Source organism: Nocardioides sp. WS12 (assembly GCF_014108865.1).
Taxonomy (GTDB): Bacteria; Actinomycetota; Actinomycetes; order Propionibacteriales; family Nocardioidaceae; genus Nocardioides.
This window is the reverse complement of record NZ_CP053928.1, coordinates 2,442,617-2,459,094: the sequence shown is the minus strand read 5'-3', so window position 1 is coordinate 2,459,094 and position 16,478 is coordinate 2,442,617. Positions and strand designations below refer to the sequence as shown.

Sequence of the window (16,478 nt, the reverse complement as noted above, 5' to 3'; positions counted from 1 at the left end):
GTCAGGAACCTTCCTCGTCGCGCTGGACGTCGAAGCCGAAGACCTGCCAGCCGCCGGCCACCGGTGTGAGCATTAGTCGCCCGGTCACCCGGTCGGTGCGCTCGACGGCACCGGTCATCGCGATGACGAGCCGGAACCGGACGGTCGCGCCTGCGAGCTTCCCCTTCGGGACAAGCACGTCGACGCGGACCACTCGTTGCGTGGCTTCGACCGCTTCCAGGTCGGCGCCCAGGTCGGCGTTGCTGAGGATCGCTGCCTGCTGCACGGCGAGCCCTCGGGCGTCCTTGGTGAAGTCGGCGAACGCTGTGTCGAACTTCTCACGGGGGTAGTCGCCGACGTACGCATTGTCGAACCAGCGGTCCACGACCTGCGTCACCTCGGCCAGTACGGCGGCGGCAGCAGCGTCGCTGAGGGCGCCCTTCACGACTCCCAGAGCGGCGTCGGTCGCGATCGGCTCGGACGCGGTTTCGCCCGCAGGACCGCCACTTTCGGCCGGATCGTCATCGCCGCTCGAGCAGCCGGCGAGGGCCAGCACCAGTGTCAACAAGAGCGCGGCCCATGGTGTTGTTCGCACGTCGTGCGCCACCCTTCGATTCACGCCCGGAACCCCGGCCGAGTGTCTGTTGCGCAACACCTTGCCCCAAAGGGTGACCGAGGGGCGGTATTTGCCTCGGCATGGGACTAGCCTTGCCACTCGACAGCCACCCGCTATCGGCGGCGGGTCGGTCCAGCTCATCGGAAGAGGCGAAGCACGTCGTGACGCAGTCGTCAGACCAGTCCACCGGATCTCCAGTCCCCGAGGGATTCGGAGCCAACGAGTGGCTCGTGGAGGAGATGAAGGAGCAGTTCCAGGCCGACCCGAACAGCGTCGATCCGGCGTGGGCCGCCTACTTCAAGGGAGCGGGCGGCAACGGTACGACGCCCGCCGCTTCCCCCGCCGCTGCGGCTCCTGCCGCGCCGGCTCCCGCTGCTGCTGCTCCGGCGGCTGCCCCGGCGGCTGCCCCGGCGGCTGCCCCGGCCGTCGCCGCGCCGACCCCGAAGGCCACCCCTGCCCCGCAGGTGAGCCCGGCCTCCTCGACGACGCCGACGCCTCCCAAGGAGGACGGCACCAAGCCGACGCCGAAGGACGCCCCGCGCCCCGCGCCGGTCGCCGCCAGTGACGAGCCCACCCTGACCGTGCTCCGCGGCATCCCCGCGGCGACCGCGAAGAACATGGACATCTCGCTGTCGGTCCCGACGGCGACCTCGGTACGCAACATCCCGGTCAAGCTGCTCTGGGACAACCGCATCGTCATCAACAGCCACCTGACCCGCGCCCGTGGTGGCAAGGTCTCGTTCACGCACCTCATCGGCTACGCCATCGTCAAGGCGATCAAGGCCCAGCCGGCGATGAACAACACCTACGACGAGATCAACGGCAAGCCGACGATGGTCACGCCGGCCCACATCAACCTGGGTCTGGCGATCGACCAGCAGAAGAAGGACGGCACGCGCCAGCTCGTCGCGCCGTCCATCAAGGCCTGCGAGTCGATGGACTTCGCGCAGTTCTGGACGGCGTACGAAGAGATCGTCCGCAAGGCCAAGGACAACAAGCTCACCATGGAGGACTACACCGGTACGACGGTGAGCCTCACGAACGTCGGCGGCCTCGGCACGAACAACTCGGTGCCGCGCCTCATGCAGGGCCAGGCCGCCATCATCGGCGTCGGCTCGATGGACTACCCGCCGGAGTTCCAGGGCGCGTCCGACGAGACCATCGCCCGCAACGCGATCTCGCGCATCCTGACGATGACGTCGACGTACGACCACCGCGTCATCCAGGGCGCGCAGTCGGGTGAGTTCCTCGGCCAGGTGCACCGCTACCTGCTCGGCCAGGACGGTTTCTACGACGAGATCTTCCGCGCCCTCCGGATCCCCTACGAGCCGATCCGCTGGAACAACGACATCGCGACGTCGCACGACGACGAGATCGACAAGCAGGCCCGGATCCTCGAACTGATCCACGCCTACCGCGTCCGCGGCCACATGATGGCCGACACGGACCCGCTCGAGTACAAGCAGCGCAGCCACCCCGACCTGCGCATCGAGTCGCACGGCCTGACCCTGTGGGACCTCGACCGCGAGTTCCCGACCGGCCAGTTCGGGGGCGGCAGCCGTCGCTTCATGAAGCTGCGCCACATCCTCGGGATCCTGCGCGACTCCTACTGCCGCACCACCGGCATTGAGTACATGCACATCATGGATCCCGAGCAGCGTCGCTGGATCCAGGAGCGCGTGGAGCAGCCGCACACCAAGCCGCCCCGCGAGGAGCAGTTGCGGATCCTGCTGAAGCTCAACGAGGCCGAGGCCTTCGAGACCTTCCTGCAGACCAAGTTCGTCGGCCAGAAGCGGTTCAGCCTCGAAGGTGGCGAGACCACCATCCCGGTGATCGATGAGATCGCGGAGGCTGCCGCGCAGTCCTCGCTCGACGAGGTCACCATCGGCATGGCCCACCGCGGCCGCCTCAACGTGCTGGCCAATATCGTCGGCAAGTCCTACAACCAGATCTTCCGCGAGTTCGAGGGCAACATCGACCCGCGCACGGTCCAGGGCTCGGGCGACGTGAAGTACCACCTCGGCGCCGAGGGCGAGTTCGTCGCCGGCACCGGCGAGACCATCAAGGTCTCGGTCGCCGCGAACCCGTCGCACCTCGAGACCGTCGACCCGGTCCTGGAGGGCATCGCCCGCGCCAAGCAGGACGTGCTCGACCAGGGCGAGGCGTTCCCGGTCCTGCCGCTCCTCCTGCACGGTGACGCGGCATTCGCCGGTCAGGGTGTCGTCGCCGAGACGCTCAACCTGTCCCAGCTGCGTGGCTACCGCACCGGCGGCACGATCCACCTGGTCATCAACAACCAGGTCGGGTTCACCACGTCCCCCGGTTCCTCGCGTTCCACGCTCTACTGCACCGACGTCGCCCGCATGGTCCAGGCGCCGATCTTCCACGTGAACGGCGACGACCCCGAGGCCTGCATCCGGGTCGCGCGGCTGGCGTTCGAGTACCGCCAGGCCTTCAAGAGCGACGTGGTCATCGACCTCGTCTGCTACCGCCGCCGCGGCCACAACGAGGGGGACGACCCGTCGTACACCCAGCCGTTGATGTACGACCTGATCGAGCAGAAGCGCTCGGTCCGCAAGCTCTACACGGAGTCCCTCATCGGTCGTGGCGACATCACGATCGAGGAGGCCGAGCAGGTCCTGCGCGACTACCAGCTGCAGCTCGAGCGGGTCTTCACCGAGGTGCGCGAGGCCGACACCAAGCCGTCGGAGTGGACTACGGTCCCGGACTACCCGGACAAGCCCGAGGGCGAGACCCAGACGGCCATTCCGATGGAGGTCCTCAAGCGGATCGCGGACGCCTATGTCAGCCCACCCGAGGGCTTCACCGTGCACCCGAAGGTGATGCCGCAGCTGCAGCGCCGCGCTGCCTCGATCACCGCAGGACCGATCGACTGGGGCACCGGCGAGATCCTCGCGTTCGGCTCGCTCCTGATGGACGGTCGCCCGGTGCGACTGGCCGGCCAGGACTCGCGTCGCGGCACGTTCGTGTCCCGCTTCGCGACGGTGATCGACCGGATCAACGCCGACGAGTGGACGCCGCTGTCCAACCTCACCGAGGACCAGGCCAAGTTCTTCGTCTACGACAGCCTGCTGTCGGAGTACGCCGCGCTCGGCTTCGAGTACGGCTACTCCGTCGCCCGCCCCGAGGCCCTCGTCCTCTGGGAGGCCCAGTTCGGTGACTTCGTCAACGGCGCCCAGTCCGTGATCGACGAGTACATCTCCGCCGGCAAGACCAAGTGGGGCCAGGACTCGGGTGTCGTGCTGCTGCTGCCGCACGGCTACGAAGGCCAGGGTGCCGACCACTCGTCCGCACGGATCGAGCGGTTCCTCACCCTGTGCGCCGACGAAGCGATGGTCGTCGCACAGCCGTCCCACCCGGCGTCGTACTTCCACCTGCTGCGCCGCCACTCCCTCGGAGGCGAACACAAGCCGCTCATCGTCTTCACGCCGAAGTCGATGCTCAAGCGCAAGGAAGCCGCGGCCCAGCCGGCCGACTTCACGTCGGGCTCGTTCCGCCCGGTGATCGGCGACGACACGGTCGACGCCGCGAAGGTCACCACGGTCCTGCTCGTCTCCGGTCGCCTCACCTGGGACCTGGTCGTCGAACGGACCAAGAGCGAGCGCGACGACGTGGCGATCGTCCGCGTCGAGCAGCTCTACCCGTGGCCGATCGAGGAGATCAAGGCCGAGCTGGCGAAGTACCCGAACGCCAAGGTCCGCTGGGTCCAGGACGAGCCGTTCAACCAGGGCCCGTGGCCGTCGTACCACCTCAACGTGGTGCCCGAGCTGGGTCGCCCCGTCGAGCCGATCACCCGTGCCGCCTCGTCGACGACGGCGGTCGGTACGGCCAAGCGCCACCTCGAAGAGGCCAAGGTCCTGATCGGCAAAGCCTTCAGCTGATGTACTTCACCGATCGCGGGATCGAAGAGCTCGAGAAGCGCCGGGGTGACGAGGAAGTCACCCTGGCGTGGCTCAGTGAACGACTGCAGGAGTTCGTCGACATCCACCCGGACTTCGAGATCCCGGTGGAACGGTTCGCGACCTGGTTGGCACGGCTGGACGACCCGGAGGACTGAGTCCCCCGGGCCGTCCCGGTCCGTTGGTCGAGCCCTACTCGACGACCAGGTGGCCTTCCGACAGTCCGATCCGCCGGTGCAGCACCCGCAGCGGCTTGGGCGCCCACCAGGCGCGTTCGCCGAGCAGCCGTACGCCGGCGGGCAGCAGCACGCCCCGCACCAGCGTGGCGTCGATCAGGATCGCCAGCCCCGTCCCCAGCCCGAAGAACTGGATGAAGCTCACCGAGCTGACCAGGAACGCGAAGAAGCTGATCGCGATCAGGGCCGCCGCCGTACTGACGATCCGGCCGGTGTGGGCCAGTCCCTGGACCAGCGCCTCCTCGTTGCTGAAGCCGGCGTCACGCATCTCCTTGATCCGGCCCATCACGAAGACCTCGTAGTCCATCGACAGGCCAAAGGCGACGCAGAACAGCAAGACCATCATCGAGCTGTCCATCGGTTGCGGGGTGAAGCCGAGCAGCCCGGACAGGTGGCCGTCCTGGAACACCCACACCATCGCGCCGAGCGTCGCGCCGAGACCAACGGCGTTGAGAAGCAGGGCCCGGATCGGCTGGATCACGCTGCCGGTGAACAGGAACAGGATCACCATCGTGGTCAGGACCAGCCAGCCCACGACCGCGGGCAGGCGTTCGCCGATGCCCTCCATCTGGTCCTTGAGCTCGGCGGTTGCGCCACCGACCAGCACCTCGGTGTCGGCCGGGGGCGAGACGTCGCGGACGGTCTGGACCAGGTCGCGCGCCTCGGTTGACCGCGGGTCGAGGTCGGTGACGACGGCGAGCAGGTCGGCACCCTCGCCGTGGCGGACGTCGACGCGCACGACACCGGGGAGCGTCCCCAGTTCCCCCGTGTACGACGCCAGGTCGGCCTCGGACAGCGGCGTGGTCGTGACGACGTCGATCGGGTGGGTACCGTCGCCGCCGAACTCCTCGCGGATCAGGTCTCCGGCCTGCCGACTGGACGCACTGGTGGGCAGCACCCGGTCGTCCGGGGTGCCGAGCGTGATCCCGGCGAGCGGGAGGGCCATCACGCCGAGGCCGACGAGCACGGGCAGCGCGCTGAGGACAGGCCGCCGCGCCACGAATCGGGCCAGCCGCTCCCAGGCAGGGGCCGCCTCACCGCGGATGCCGCGCACCCCGGGCACGCGCCACGCGTCGATCCGGTCACCGAGCAAGGCGATGGCCGCCGGCAGGATCACCACGGCGCTGAACGCGGTGATCAGCATGACGCCGATGCCGGCGTAGGCGAAGGACCGCAGGAAGTACATCGGGAAGAGCAGCAGCGAGGCCAGCGCCACCGCGACGGTGGTCGCGCTGAAGGTGATCGTCCGTCCGGCGGTCTCGACGGCGCGTCGTACGGCCTCGTCATGGGTCCGTCCGGCAGACCTCTCCTCGCGGACACGGGCCACCATCAGGAGCCCGTAGTCGACCGCGAGGCCGAGTCCGAGACCGGTCGTCAGGTTCACGGCGTAGATCGACACGTCGGTCATCGACCCGAGGATCGACAGTTCGGCGAAGGTCCCGAAGATCGCCGCGACCCCGACAGCGAGGGTCACCAGCGCACCGACGACGTTGCCGAAGGCAAGCACCAGCAGGACGAGGATCAGTGGGATCGCGATGCTCTCGGCGAGCCCGAGGTCCTTGCCGATCTGGCCACCGATCTCCTCGCCGACGATCTCTCCCCCGCCGACGACGACCGTGATCGCGCCGTCCGTGCCCTTGTAGGAGTCGAGCACCGCGGCCGGATCGGCGTCGGCACCGTCGGCCGTCGACGCGGTGACCAGTGCATGGCCGCCGTCGACCGAGCGCAACGGGCCTGCCCGTGCGTCGAAGTACGACGTCACGTCGGCCAGGTCCGGGTCGGCTCGCAGCCGATCGGTGAAGGCCTTGCCCGCCGCGGCGACGGCCGGTGCGTCGACGTCGCCGCCGTCCGCCTCGACCACGAACACGTAGTCCGCCGAGCCGTCGAACCGCTCGGCGAGGACGCTCGCCGCGCGGCTGCTCTCCGAGTCCGGGTCATCGAACCCGTCAGTCTGCAACTTTCCGAAGGCACCGAGGCCGACATAGGCCGCGACCACCACTCCCAGGACGCCGAGGCCCAGGACCCAGCGGGCCCGCCCCGTCACCAGCACTCCGATCCACCGGAACATCACGCTCTCCTCGCATGTGTACGGATGTAAACTTTACGAGCGTTAACTTGGCATGGATGTGCACAGGTGTCAACATGTATCCGTGACCACCCCGACCGCCGCCCGGAGCAGCTACCACCACGGCGACCTGCGCAATGCGCTGGCGCGGGCGGCAGCCGACCTGGCGGCCACGGGCGGCCCCGACGCGGTCACCATCCGGGGCGCCGCGCGCGAGGTCGGCGTCACCCCCACCGCGGCCTACCGGCACTTCTCCAACCAGGCCGACCTGCTGGCGGCGGCCCGGGAGCTGGCCATGGACGGAATGGTCGTGGCGATGGCCGACTACCTCGGCCAGGTTCCGACCGACGCCGATCCCGTTCAGCGTGCGATCGCCCGGCTCGGCTCGACCGGACGCGGTTACATCCGGTTCGCACAGGAGGAGCCCGGGATCTTCCGGACCTGCTTCACCGGACAGCTGCGCGGGGCGAGTGACCCCGATCCCGGCCTCAACGCGATGGGGCCGTACGCACTGCTCGGGCAGATGCTCGACGAGCTCGTCGAGGTCGGCTACCTGGCGCCCGAGGACCGCCCGGGAGCCGAAGCCGGCCCCTGGGCCGCGGTCCACGGGCTCGCCCTGCTGTTCATCGACGGCCCGCTGCGTGACTTCGGTCCCGCCGACCGCGAGGCCGCGATCGAGAAGACCCTGGCAATGACGGTGCGCGGGCTCGCGACCGGCCCCCGCGGAAGGATCATTGCCCACTAGGGTGACGCGGGTGAGCGACGAACTCATCACCTATGCGACCTGGGGCGAGCGCTTCTTCTCGACCGCCGTCACCACCGACCGCGTCCTGAACGGCGTGAACGTCCTCGCCGGGCGCCCGATCGAGGTCGGCCCGATCGGCGTCGGCCCCGGCCGCATCGCCAAGGTGATTGCGAAGGGCCAGATCGGCACGGCGACCGGCCAGCGGGTCGACACCCTGCCCGTCACCTTCAACGTCGAGCTGCCGGTGACGCTGAAGTTCACCCTCGACCTGGCCATGGACAAGCTGGACTTCGACGCCGACATCACCCTGCCCCTGGTGATCACCGCCCACGCGTGCGCCGACCTCTCCATCCAGCTCGAGGTCGCCCCGCCCACGCCGGCCCAGGTCGTCGTACGCCTCAAGGCCCAGGGCCTGCGCGCCTCGATCACCAGCAGGGCCGCCAACGTCGAGGGCGAGCTGCGCCGTTTCGTCGCCAAGTACGTCGCCCGCGAGCTCGGCCAGCCCTATGTGCAGCAGGCCACCGTCATCGACGTCGCCGGTGCGATCGAAGGGGCCGCCGCACGACTGGTGCCCCGCGAGGAGAGCCCCACGGCCGCCAAGCTCACCGACGCGCTGCCCGCAGCAATGGAGGCCGAGCTCGAGCACACCGCACAGATGTTCATGGACGCCGGCGACGGCGAGAAGCAGGAGTGAACCCGTATCCCCCCGCGCCGTGGCACATGCATGGCTCGCTCTGGCTGTCCGTCTTCCGGGTGAGCGAGGACGTCGATGAGCGTCACCCCGCCGGGACGTACGGCGTCGCGCTGGTCTCCTACGAAGAGCCGAGCCCGTTGACGTACCACGAACTACTCGTCGCCCGGACGACAAAGAACGACGACGGCAAGGGCGCCGTCACCATCACCGACATCTGGGTCGACTCGGCGGCATCGCAGGCCGGTGGCCGCGAACTCTGGGCCATCCCGAAGCAGTTGTGCGACTTCGACATGGAGAGCAGCTTCCGTGGCCCGGTCACCTCGACCGACTGGACCGCCCTGGACAACCGTCGTCCCATCGTCGACGCGAGCTTCACCGACGTGTCCCGCGCAGCGCCCCGGGTGCCGTTCACGGGCCGGGTCGTCCAACCCGGCATCGCCGATCACCCGGAGACGGCCAACGTCGTGATGAAGGGCAACGCGAAGGCGCTCCCCTGCCGGGCTCGCTGGTCGTTCGCCAGCGACGGACCACTCGCCTTCCTGGGCGACGCGCGTCAGCTGGGATCGTTCCGGATGTCGTCGTTCCGGCTCTCCTTCGTCTGACCAGTCTCGTCCTCGGCAGCCAGCCCGGCTGTCAACCATCGTTTCCGATGTCCCCGGCCACGTAACACCCATCAGCCGTTGCGGTTGGTCGCTGTGGTTCCTCCACCCGTGGCATTTCCGTGATCTCGGCCGGCGTTGCTGCGGCATCCACCAGCATTCACAGATCACAGGGGCACTCTCATGGCCATTTCCAAGAAGAAGAAGTTCGCCGTCGCCGGTGGCGTCGGCGCACTCGTCATCACCGCCAGCGCCGCGTTCGCGTACTGGACCAGCACCGGCAGCGATGACACCACCGCGTCGGTCGCCAACGAAGGCGAATGGACCGTTCTCATCGACGACGCCACCGTCGGCGACGGCACCACGTTGACGCCGGACGGCGACATCGACACCATCAGCTTCGCCGTCGACAACGACGAAGAGGGCACCAAGCAGATCACCGGCACCACCGTCGAGATCACCGACGTGGACGCGACGGGCACCTGCTCCGCAGCCGACTTCGCCATCACCGACATCACCTCGAACGCTGGCGTCGACGTTGCTGCCGGCGGCTCGGTCCCCGGCTCCTTCAAGGTCCAGATGATCGACACCGGCGTGAACCAGGACGGCTGCAAGGGCGCCACGTTGACCTACACCGTCACCGTCAGCTGACGCTGAATCCCTGCTGGATCTGACGACCGACGCGACCGAGAGGCCATCATGTTGAAGCACTGGACCGGGAGATCTCGTCTCCTGCTCACGCTGCTCGCTGTCCTCCTGGTCGCGTCGGTCGGATCCGCTCCCCTTCGTACGGCGTCCACGACCGTTGGAACGGAACTGACCCTCACCGCCACGCAGAGCACCGTCGGTGTCGCCCTCGGCGGTAACGCGGTCGTCGCGGTCGCCGTCAGCGGCCCCGGATCCCTCCTGGGACCGGTCAACCTCTCGGTCACCGGTGCACCGAGCGCCTCGGTCGTCACCATCCTCCCGAACCCCGTCCCCGCGGGCCTTCCTGCGGTGATCTCGGTGCTCACGTCCGGCTCCACGCCGGTCGGCACGCACTTCCTCAAGATCACCGCCACCAACGGCGCCAGCACCACCACGGTCACCGTCAAGCTCGTCGTGACCCTTCCGACCGGCTTCACGATGACCCTCGCTCCCCCGTTGCGGACCGTGGTGGACGGCGAGACGACCTCGTTCACCCTGAACATCAACCGCGGCCTGCTGGCCGGCCCGATCGGGCTCACCCTCTCCGGCGTCCCGCAGTACGCGACGGCCACGGTCAGCCCGTCGCTGTCGATCCTCGGCAACACCGCGACGATCACGATCAGGACGGCGACCAACGTCGTCCCCGGCACGTATCTGATCACCGTCGCCGGCAAGTCGTTGCTGTCCTCGGCCACCGCGTCGGCGTACCTCGTCGTCCTCCCGCAGACCTACCCGAACTTCCCGGTCTCCGGCGACCCCGACCGTGAACTCGCACCCGGTGCACCGGAAGCGGCGATCGACATGGAGATCACCAACCCGTTCGACGCAGCGATGACCGTGTCGAACATCGGCGTGACCATCGAGGGCACCGACACCAGCAGCCAGCCCGGCGGTTGCGCGGTCGACAACTTCGAGATCCTCGCGTACGGCGGCCCGGCCACCCTGGTCGTCCCGCCGAACAGCACACGCACGCTCTCGCAACTCGGCGTCGCGCGCGCCGACTGGCCGGCGATCCGGATGCTCAACACGTCCGCCAACCAGGACATGTGCAAGGGCGTCGACGTCGATCTTCGCCTCAACGCGAAGGGAGCTGGCGCGTGAACGCCCGTCGCGTCTCCTCGTCGCGCAAGCGCTCGGCCGCTGAGCGACGCAAGAGCCGCCGCCAGCCCCGCCATGTCGCCGCTCGCGCGCGGCACGGACTGCGCAGTGCCCGCGTCGAAGTCATCGGCGTCGTCGCCGTCTCCGTCGCCGTGCTGCTCGTCCTCGCCGGCAGTGTCGTCGCCTACTTCGGCGCCACCGGCTTCGACACGGCCACTGGCGGCGTGGGATCGCTCTCGGCCCCCACGAATGTCTCCGCCACCCAGGTCGGTACCAGTGCGAGCGTGAACGTCACCTGGACCGCTTCGTCCGGCACGCCGGTCCCCGACGGGTACTACGTCACGCGTACGACGGGTCCCACGACGGTCAACGTCTGCGGCAGCTCGCCCGCGAGCCTGCTCTCCGCCACGTCGTGCACGGACACCGGCGTCACCAGCGGGAGCTACGCCTACCGCGTGATCGCCGTGTACCGATCCTGGACCGCCACCTCGGCACCCGCGAACGTCAGCGTCAACGTCGTCGTGATCGCCCAGCCGGTGATCACCAACATCCGGCCCACGAACGGCACGTTTGGCGCCACCTGGGCTGCCATCTCGTGCACGACCAACAACGACCGTCGAGTATGCGCGAACGTCACCACCCCCATGGGCACCACGATCAGCGCGGTCACGGTGCAGATCAGCCGTGCTTCAGATGGTCGTTGCTACGACGGCACCGGCGCCGGCGAAGGCGACTGGCCGAGCTCTGGCTGCCCATCGATCCCGACGAGCGGCGGCGCCAACTACTTCACCGACCGCCTCTTCAACCCCAGTTACGCGGAAGACGACATCTACACGTTCACGGTGACGGCGACCAACAACGTGGGTGGTACCGCCACTGCCTTCACGACACGCGCCATCGACAACGCCCTCCCGACCGGTTCCCTGTCGCCGACCGTGACGACGACCGGCGCCAACGTCCAGCTCACGGCGAGCGACCTCAACGGGATCGCCTCGATCTCCTACCGCGTCGACTCGAACGCCGGGGCACTCACGACGGTCACCGGGCCGGGGCCGCTCACCCTGCCGACGCTCGCGCAGGGAACGCACGAGGTCGACTACTTCTTCACCGACAACGCAGGGCGATCGTCGGCCACGGTCAACAACGCCGTGGTGACGGTGGACGGCGCCGCTCCGACGGTCAACGGCTTCGTTCCGGCACCCGGCACCACCGGCGCGACGTTCGGGGACGTCGACTGCACCCTGGGGGGCGGCGCCGGCCTCCGCCTCTGCGCGAACGTCCTGGAGAACGGGGACAGCGGACTCTCGACCGTCACGTACCAGCTCAAGCGCCAGTCCGACGGCAGGTGCTACGACGGCAGCGGGGCCAACCCCTCGGACTGGATCGTCGCGTGCAACAACCTGACCATGGCCGCTCTCGGCCTGGCACTCCACCGGACGCCGACCATCCTGAGCGCAGGCTTCAACGCCGCCGACACCTACGTGTTCACCGTGACGGCGACCGACAACGCCGGCAACGTCGGCACGGCGTTCTCGACGTTCATCCTCGGGGCAGCGGCCCTGCAGGCACCGGCGAGCGCGCCGGCAGGGACATCCTCCGACGTCCAGGCTGAGTAGCCGCCAGAACTGATCCTGTCCCGGCCGGCAGGACCTGGGACCTCACTCAGCGTCGAGATCCTGCTCGACAAGAGCGGCGACCGCCGCAACGTCGGACTCGACCTCGCCCGACACCTCCACGCGGTCGCCGTGGCCGGCGCCGAGCGTCATGATCAGCAGGGCGGAGCTGGCGTCGACGGCCTCGTCGCCCGGGAGCCCGATCAACACCTCGGACCCGAGTTCTTCGGCGGCCTCGGCGATGATGCCGGCCGGGCGGGCGTGCAGGCCGACGGCGGAACCGACGGTCACGGTGATGGTGTGCATGGGACTGCCTTTCGGGTGGGTGTGAACGAATCAGACGTGAGCGAGTTCGGACTCGGGCTGCGCGACCGGGCGACCGACCGACTTGAGCGCGATGACGGCGGTCGCAGAGACCAGGACACCGGCGACCAGGGCGATCATGAACCCCGCCACGCCGTCGACAGCAAACAGCACGAAGATGCCGCCGTGGGGCGCACGCAGGCCCACGTCGAAAGCCTGGGCAAGGCCGCCGGTCACGCCGCTCCCCAGCACGATGGCCGGAATGACGCGCAGCGGGTCCGCCGCCGCGAACGGGATCGCCCCTTCGGTGATGAACGACGCCCCGAGCAACCAGGCCGCCTTGCCGTTCTCGCGCTCGGCGGGGGTGAACAGACCGGGGCGCACGAAGGTCGCGAGGGCCAGGGCGATCGGCGGGACCATGCCGCCCAGCATCACGGCGGCCATGATCTTCAGCTCGGGGGCGCCGGTCGCGAGGCTGGCACCGCCGATGCCCAGCACGGCGAAGCTGTAGGCGACCTTGTTGAGCGGCCCACCCATGTCGAAGGCCATCATCATGCCGAGCACCGCCCCGAGGACGATGGCGTTGGAGCCGTCCATGCTGTTGAGTCCGTCATTGAGCCGCTCCATCAGCCAGGTGATGGGCCGACCGAGCAAGAGGAGCATGACCAGGCCGGCGACGATGCTCGTCACCAGCGGCACCACGAGCACCGGCATCAGGCCGCGGGCCCAGGTCGGCACCTTCCATCGCGAGACCCACAGCGCCACGACACCGGCGAGTACGCCACCGACGATCGCGCCGATGAATCCGGTCTGCGCGGCCCCGACGGGCACATCGTCCGCGCTGGCGAACCCGACCAGGTTGGTCGCCAGGGCGCCCATGATGAAGCCCGGAGCGAGCCCGGGACGGTCCGCGATCGCGTAGGCGATGTAACCCGCGAAGGCCGGCACGAACAGTGCGAACGCGGCCTTGCCGATCACGAAGAGCAGGACGCCGAGGTAGAGCAGGACACCCGAGTCGAAGGCGACGTGGTCAAGGCCGTACGACGCCGGGGACGGCGGGTCGAGAAGAGTGTGGTTGACCAGGATGTCCCCCGCGACGTTGGCGCTGTCGTAGCCGCCGAGGAGGAAACCGAGTGCGATGAGCAGGCCACCGGCAGCCACGAACGGGATCATGTAGGACACGCCGGTCATCAGCACACGCCGGGTCCGCCCGCCCCACGACTCGCCCGTCGTCGACGCGTAGGCGTCCGTCGTACCGCCGCCTGCAGCGCCTTCGACCCGGGCTGCATCAGGATCGGTGGCAGCCCGTAGCGCGTCGGCAATGACCGCGTCGCCGTCGTCGATCGGGCGCTTCACGCTGGTGGAGACCAGGGGCTTGCCGGCGAAGCGGCCGCGGTCCCGGACGCCGACGTCGACCGAGAAGATCACGGCTTCGGCAGCGTCGATGGTGGCCTGCGACAACGGCTTCGCCCCCGCCGACCCCTGGGTCTCGACGGCGATGTCGACGCCGGCCCGGGCGGCCGCACCCTCGAGTGCTTCGGCCGCCATGTAGGTGTGCGCGATGCCCGTCGGGCACGCGGTGACGGCGACGAGACGGCGCTTCGCGGCCGAGACGTGCTCCACGACCGGCGAGGCACTCGCCTGCGCGCCGGTGTCGGCGGGCGGAGCAACCACGGCCCGGACGATGGCGACAACGTCCTCGGGTGTCGCAGCGGCGCGGAGCGAGTCGGTGAACTCGGACTTCACGAGTGACCGCGCGAGCTTCGCGAGGATCTGGAGGTGCGCGTTGCCGCCGCCATCCGGCGCCGCGATGAGGAACACCAGGTCGGCTGGGCCGTCCTTGGCGCCGAAGTCGACGCCGGGAGTCAGCCGGGCGAAGGCCAGCGTCGGCTCGGTGACTGAAGCCGAGCGACAGTGCGGGATGGCGATACCGTCCTTCATGCCGGTCGCAGACTTCGCCTCGCGGGCGCGGAGATCGGCGCGCAGCAGGTCGACATCGGTCGAGCGGCCCTCCGTTGCGACGACCGCGGCGAGCGCCGCGATCACGGCGTCCTTGTCGCTCCCGAGATCGTTGTCGAGGCTGACCAGCCCGACGGTCATCAACTCTGCCATGACGGCGCTCCTTCGATGGAGGTGGTGCTCGACGGCAGGTCGAGCTCTTGGATCCGGACCGCATCGATCCGGAGGTCTGCAGGCGTGGGCACGGTGGTTCCGGGCAGACCCGCCGCCGCGCTGCCGTAGGCAACGGCCTCGGCCAGGCGCTCGGGCGCCGACATGCCACGCAGTTCAGCGCGCAGGTAGCCGAAGAGACTGCTGTCCCCTGCTCCCACGGTGCTCACGACACGGGTCGCTGGAGCCTCGGCGTACCAGGCACCCGTGCCGTCGACCAGGACGGCACCGGCACCGCCCAGTGTCGCCAGGACGGCACCGACACCGCGACGGACCAGGCCACGGGCCGCCAGCGCGACCCGGACGGGGTCGTTCTCCAGCAGCTCCGGGTCGATCCCGGCCACGGCAGCCAGCTCCTCCGCGTTCGGCTTGAGCAGGCTCGGCGCTCCGGCGGAGGTCAGGCCTGCCACCAGCGCCTCCAGCGCCGCATCACTGGTGTCCACGGCGACCAGGCGCCCCGCAGCACGCAGCTGGGCGGCCAGGACGGAGTACCAGTCCGTCGGCGCCCCCGGCGGCAATGAGCCGGCCAGCACGACCCAGACCGCGGGCAGGTCCATGACCCGGTCGGCGAGGGACGCGAGGTCGCTCGCCGACACAGGTGCGCCGGCGGTGTTGAGCTTGGTGGTGGTGCCGTCGGGCTCGGTGAGAGTCAGGTTCACCCGCATCGCTCCCGCCGGTGGGACAGGACTGCACGGGACGCCGAACGCCTCCAGCTCCCGCACGAAGGAACCGTCGGCGTCCGCGGGCAGCACCGCGCAGGTCGGCACAGAGGCAGCGACACAGGCCCGGGAGATGTTGACGCCCTTCCCACCCGGCTGGTCGACGATCCCGGCGACGCGGTGGACCCCGCCCCGCACGAGCGGACCCGGGAGCTCCGCCGTCCGGTCGATGCTGGGGTTGGGGGTGACGGTGACGATCACGCGACCACGACCTCGATGTCGGCCCCGGCGATCGCCGCGCGGTCGTCGCGCTGGATCGATGCGTCCGTGACCAGGACGTCGACCTCGTCGAGCGCAGCGAACCGCACCGAGCTGTCGACGCCCACCTTGGTGGCGTCAACGAGGCCTACCACCCGATCGGCTGCCAGGACGAACGCACGCTTGGTCGCCGCCTCCTCGCTGTCCGGCGTCGAGAACCCGTGACCGACGCTGACCCCGTTGGCGCCCATGAAGGCCATGTCGACACGAAGTACGCCGACGGCCGCGACGGTGGTGGCGCCGACTGCGGCGTGGGTGTGGGGACGCACGCGGCCGGGCAGGAGGTGCAGCTCGATCCGGTCGTTGCCGGCCAGCCGTGCGGCGATCGAAACGCTGTGCGTGAAGACGACCAGGCGGTGCGTCGCCGGAATCGCGTCGGCCAGTCGCGCCGTCGTACTCCCTGCGTCGAGGAGGATCGACGCGCCGGCGGGGGGCAACAGCTCGAGCGCAGCGCGGGCAATCCGGCCCTTGGCCTCGACGTTCGCCGCGTCCCGCTCACCCAGCGCTGGCTCGAGGGTGGTGAGTGCCGACGCCGGGACAGCACCACCGTGCACACGCCGAACCAGGCCGAGCGCTTCGAGAGCGGTGAGGTCACGCCGCACCGTCTCGGTCGTCACGGCAAAGAGGGCGGCGATCTCCGCCACCGACATCCGGCCCTGAGCGACGACCTGCTGGACGACGGCCTGCTGGCGTTCCTCGGCGTACATGGTGTGACCTCCCTCACGAATCTTTGTTTGTGTTGTTTTATGCCCGTTTCCGTTGCTTGTCAAGGGGTGT

General features: G+C 69.3%; 14 protein-coding genes. 8 read left to right on the top strand and 6 right to left on the bottom strand.

Annotation, left to right across the window (positions count from 1 at the left end; all coding sequences use genetic code 11):
- Nucleotide 1: 1 nt before the first annotated feature.
- The gene (locus tag HRC28_RS11910) at nt 2–574 is read right to left on the bottom strand and encodes a hypothetical protein (protein ID WP_182380278.1); all 573 of its coding nucleotides are present in this window, start codon (nt 572–574) and stop codon (nt 2–4) included.
- A 182-nt stretch (nt 575–756) separates the two neighbouring features.
- Here HRC28_RS11910 and HRC28_RS11905 point away from each other — a divergent pair, with 182 nt between their 5' ends.
- A complete protein-coding gene (locus HRC28_RS11905) occupies nt 757–4,497 on the top strand; it encodes a multifunctional oxoglutarate decarboxylase/oxoglutarate dehydrogenase thiamine pyrophosphate-binding subunit/dihydrolipoyllysine-residue succinyltransferase subunit (protein ID WP_237111807.1) in 3,741 nt (1,246 codons plus the stop codon).
- The gene (locus tag HRC28_RS11900) at nt 4,497–4,673 is read left to right on the top strand and encodes a DUF6104 family protein (RefSeq protein WP_182380276.1); all 177 of its coding nucleotides are present in this window, start codon (nt 4,497–4,499) and stop codon (nt 4,671–4,673) included. The genes HRC28_RS11905 and HRC28_RS11900 overlap by 1 nt, the downstream gene beginning before the upstream one ends.
- A 34-nt stretch (nt 4,674–4,707) precedes the next feature.
- Here HRC28_RS11900 and HRC28_RS11895 read toward each other — a convergent pair whose 3' ends face one another.
- A complete protein-coding gene (locus HRC28_RS11895; RefSeq protein ID WP_182380275.1) occupies nt 4,708–6,819 on the bottom strand; it encodes an MMPL family transporter in 2,112 nt (703 codons plus the stop codon).
- An 82-nt stretch (nt 6,820–6,901) separates the two neighbouring features.
- On the opposite strand from HRC28_RS11895, the gene HRC28_RS11890 reads away from it, so the two are divergent.
- The 6 genes from HRC28_RS11890 (at nt 6,902) to HRC28_RS11865 (ending at nt 12,255) form a co-directional block, all read left to right on the top strand.
- Nucleotides 6,902–7,561 carry a TetR/AcrR family transcriptional regulator gene (locus HRC28_RS11890; protein WP_202033317.1) on the top strand — a complete coding sequence of 220 codons (660 nt, stop codon included), beginning with the start codon at nt 6,902–6,904 and terminating at the stop codon, nt 7,559–7,561.
- A gap of 10 nt (nt 7,562–7,571) precedes the next feature.
- Nucleotides 7,572–8,255: a hypothetical protein gene (locus tag HRC28_RS11885; protein WP_182380273.1), complete on the top strand. Its 684-nt coding sequence runs from the start codon at nt 7,572–7,574 to the stop codon at nt 8,253–8,255.
- Entirely contained in the window at nt 8,252–8,857 is a 606-nt protein-coding gene (locus HRC28_RS11880) for an acetoacetate decarboxylase family protein (RefSeq protein WP_182380272.1), read from the top strand. The genes HRC28_RS11885 and HRC28_RS11880 overlap by 4 nt, the downstream gene beginning before the upstream one ends.
- Before the next feature lie 180 nt (nt 8,858–9,037).
- Complete coding sequence (locus HRC28_RS11875; protein WP_182380271.1) at nt 9,038–9,505, top strand: hypothetical protein; 468 nt, start codon at nt 9,038–9,040, stop codon at nt 9,503–9,505.
- Nucleotides 9,506–9,553: 48 nt separating this feature from the next.
- Nucleotides 9,554–10,642, top strand: coding sequence for a hypothetical protein (locus HRC28_RS11870; protein WP_182380270.1), 1,089 nt, complete (start codon nt 9,554–9,556; stop codon nt 10,640–10,642).
- Nucleotides 10,639–12,255: a fibronectin type III domain-containing protein gene (locus HRC28_RS11865; RefSeq protein ID WP_182380269.1), complete on the top strand. Its 1,617-nt coding sequence runs from the start codon at nt 10,639–10,641 to the stop codon at nt 12,253–12,255. The genes HRC28_RS11870 and HRC28_RS11865 overlap by 4 nt, the downstream gene beginning before the upstream one ends.
- Before the next feature lie 42 nt (nt 12,256–12,297).
- Here the strand turns inward: HRC28_RS11865 and HRC28_RS11860 are convergent, their stop codons facing one another.
- Genes HRC28_RS11860 through HRC28_RS11845 form a run of 4 tightly spaced genes read right to left on the bottom strand, consistent with a single transcriptional unit; the run spans nt 12,298 to nt 16,408 of the window.
- Nucleotides 12,298–12,558, bottom strand: a complete 261-nt coding sequence (locus HRC28_RS11860) for an HPr family phosphocarrier protein (RefSeq protein ID WP_182380268.1) — start codon at nt 12,556–12,558, stop codon at nt 12,298–12,300.
- A gap of 30 nt (nt 12,559–12,588) precedes the next feature.
- The gene (locus tag HRC28_RS11855; protein ID WP_182380267.1) at nt 12,589–14,667 is read right to left on the bottom strand and encodes a fructose-specific PTS transporter subunit EIIC; all 2,079 of its coding nucleotides are present in this window, start codon (nt 14,665–14,667) and stop codon (nt 12,589–12,591) included.
- On the bottom strand, nt 14,655–15,644 hold the full coding sequence (locus tag HRC28_RS11850) for a 1-phosphofructokinase family hexose kinase (RefSeq protein WP_182380266.1): 990 nt from the start codon (nt 15,642–15,644) through the stop codon (nt 14,655–14,657). The genes HRC28_RS11855 and HRC28_RS11850 overlap by 13 nt, the downstream gene beginning before the upstream one ends.
- The gene (locus HRC28_RS11845; RefSeq protein ID WP_182380265.1) at nt 15,641–16,408 is read right to left on the bottom strand and encodes a DeoR/GlpR family DNA-binding transcription regulator; all 768 of its coding nucleotides are present in this window, start codon (nt 16,406–16,408) and stop codon (nt 15,641–15,643) included. The genes HRC28_RS11850 and HRC28_RS11845 overlap by 4 nt, the downstream gene beginning before the upstream one ends.
- Nucleotides 16,409–16,478: the final 70 nt, after the last annotated feature.

Bases quoted from the DNA above. Each gene is read 5' to 3' on its own strand.
- HRC28_RS11900 (WP_182380276.1), top strand. From the start codon at position 4,497: ATGTACTTCACCGATCGCGGGATCGAAGAGCTCGAGAAGCGCCGGGGT.
- HRC28_RS11895 (WP_182380275.1), bottom strand. From the start codon at position 6,819: ATGTTCCGGTGGATCGGAGTGCTGGTGACGGGGCGGGCCCGCTGGGTC.
- HRC28_RS11875 (WP_182380271.1), top strand. From the start codon at position 9,038: ATGGCCATTTCCAAGAAGAAGAAGTTCGCCGTCGCCGGTGGCGTCGGC.
- HRC28_RS11870 (WP_182380270.1), top strand. From the start codon at position 9,554: ATGTTGAAGCACTGGACCGGGAGATCTCGTCTCCTGCTCACGCTGCTC.
- HRC28_RS11860 (WP_182380268.1), bottom strand. From the start codon at position 12,558: ATGCACACCATCACCGTGACCGTCGGTTCCGCCGTCGGCCTGCACGCC.
- HRC28_RS11855 (WP_182380267.1), bottom strand. From the start codon at position 14,667: ATGGCAGAGTTGATGACCGTCGGGCTGGTCAGCCTCGACAACGATCTC.
- HRC28_RS11845 (WP_182380265.1), bottom strand. From the start codon at position 16,408: ATGTACGCCGAGGAACGCCAGCAGGCCGTCGTCCAGCAGGTCGTCGCT.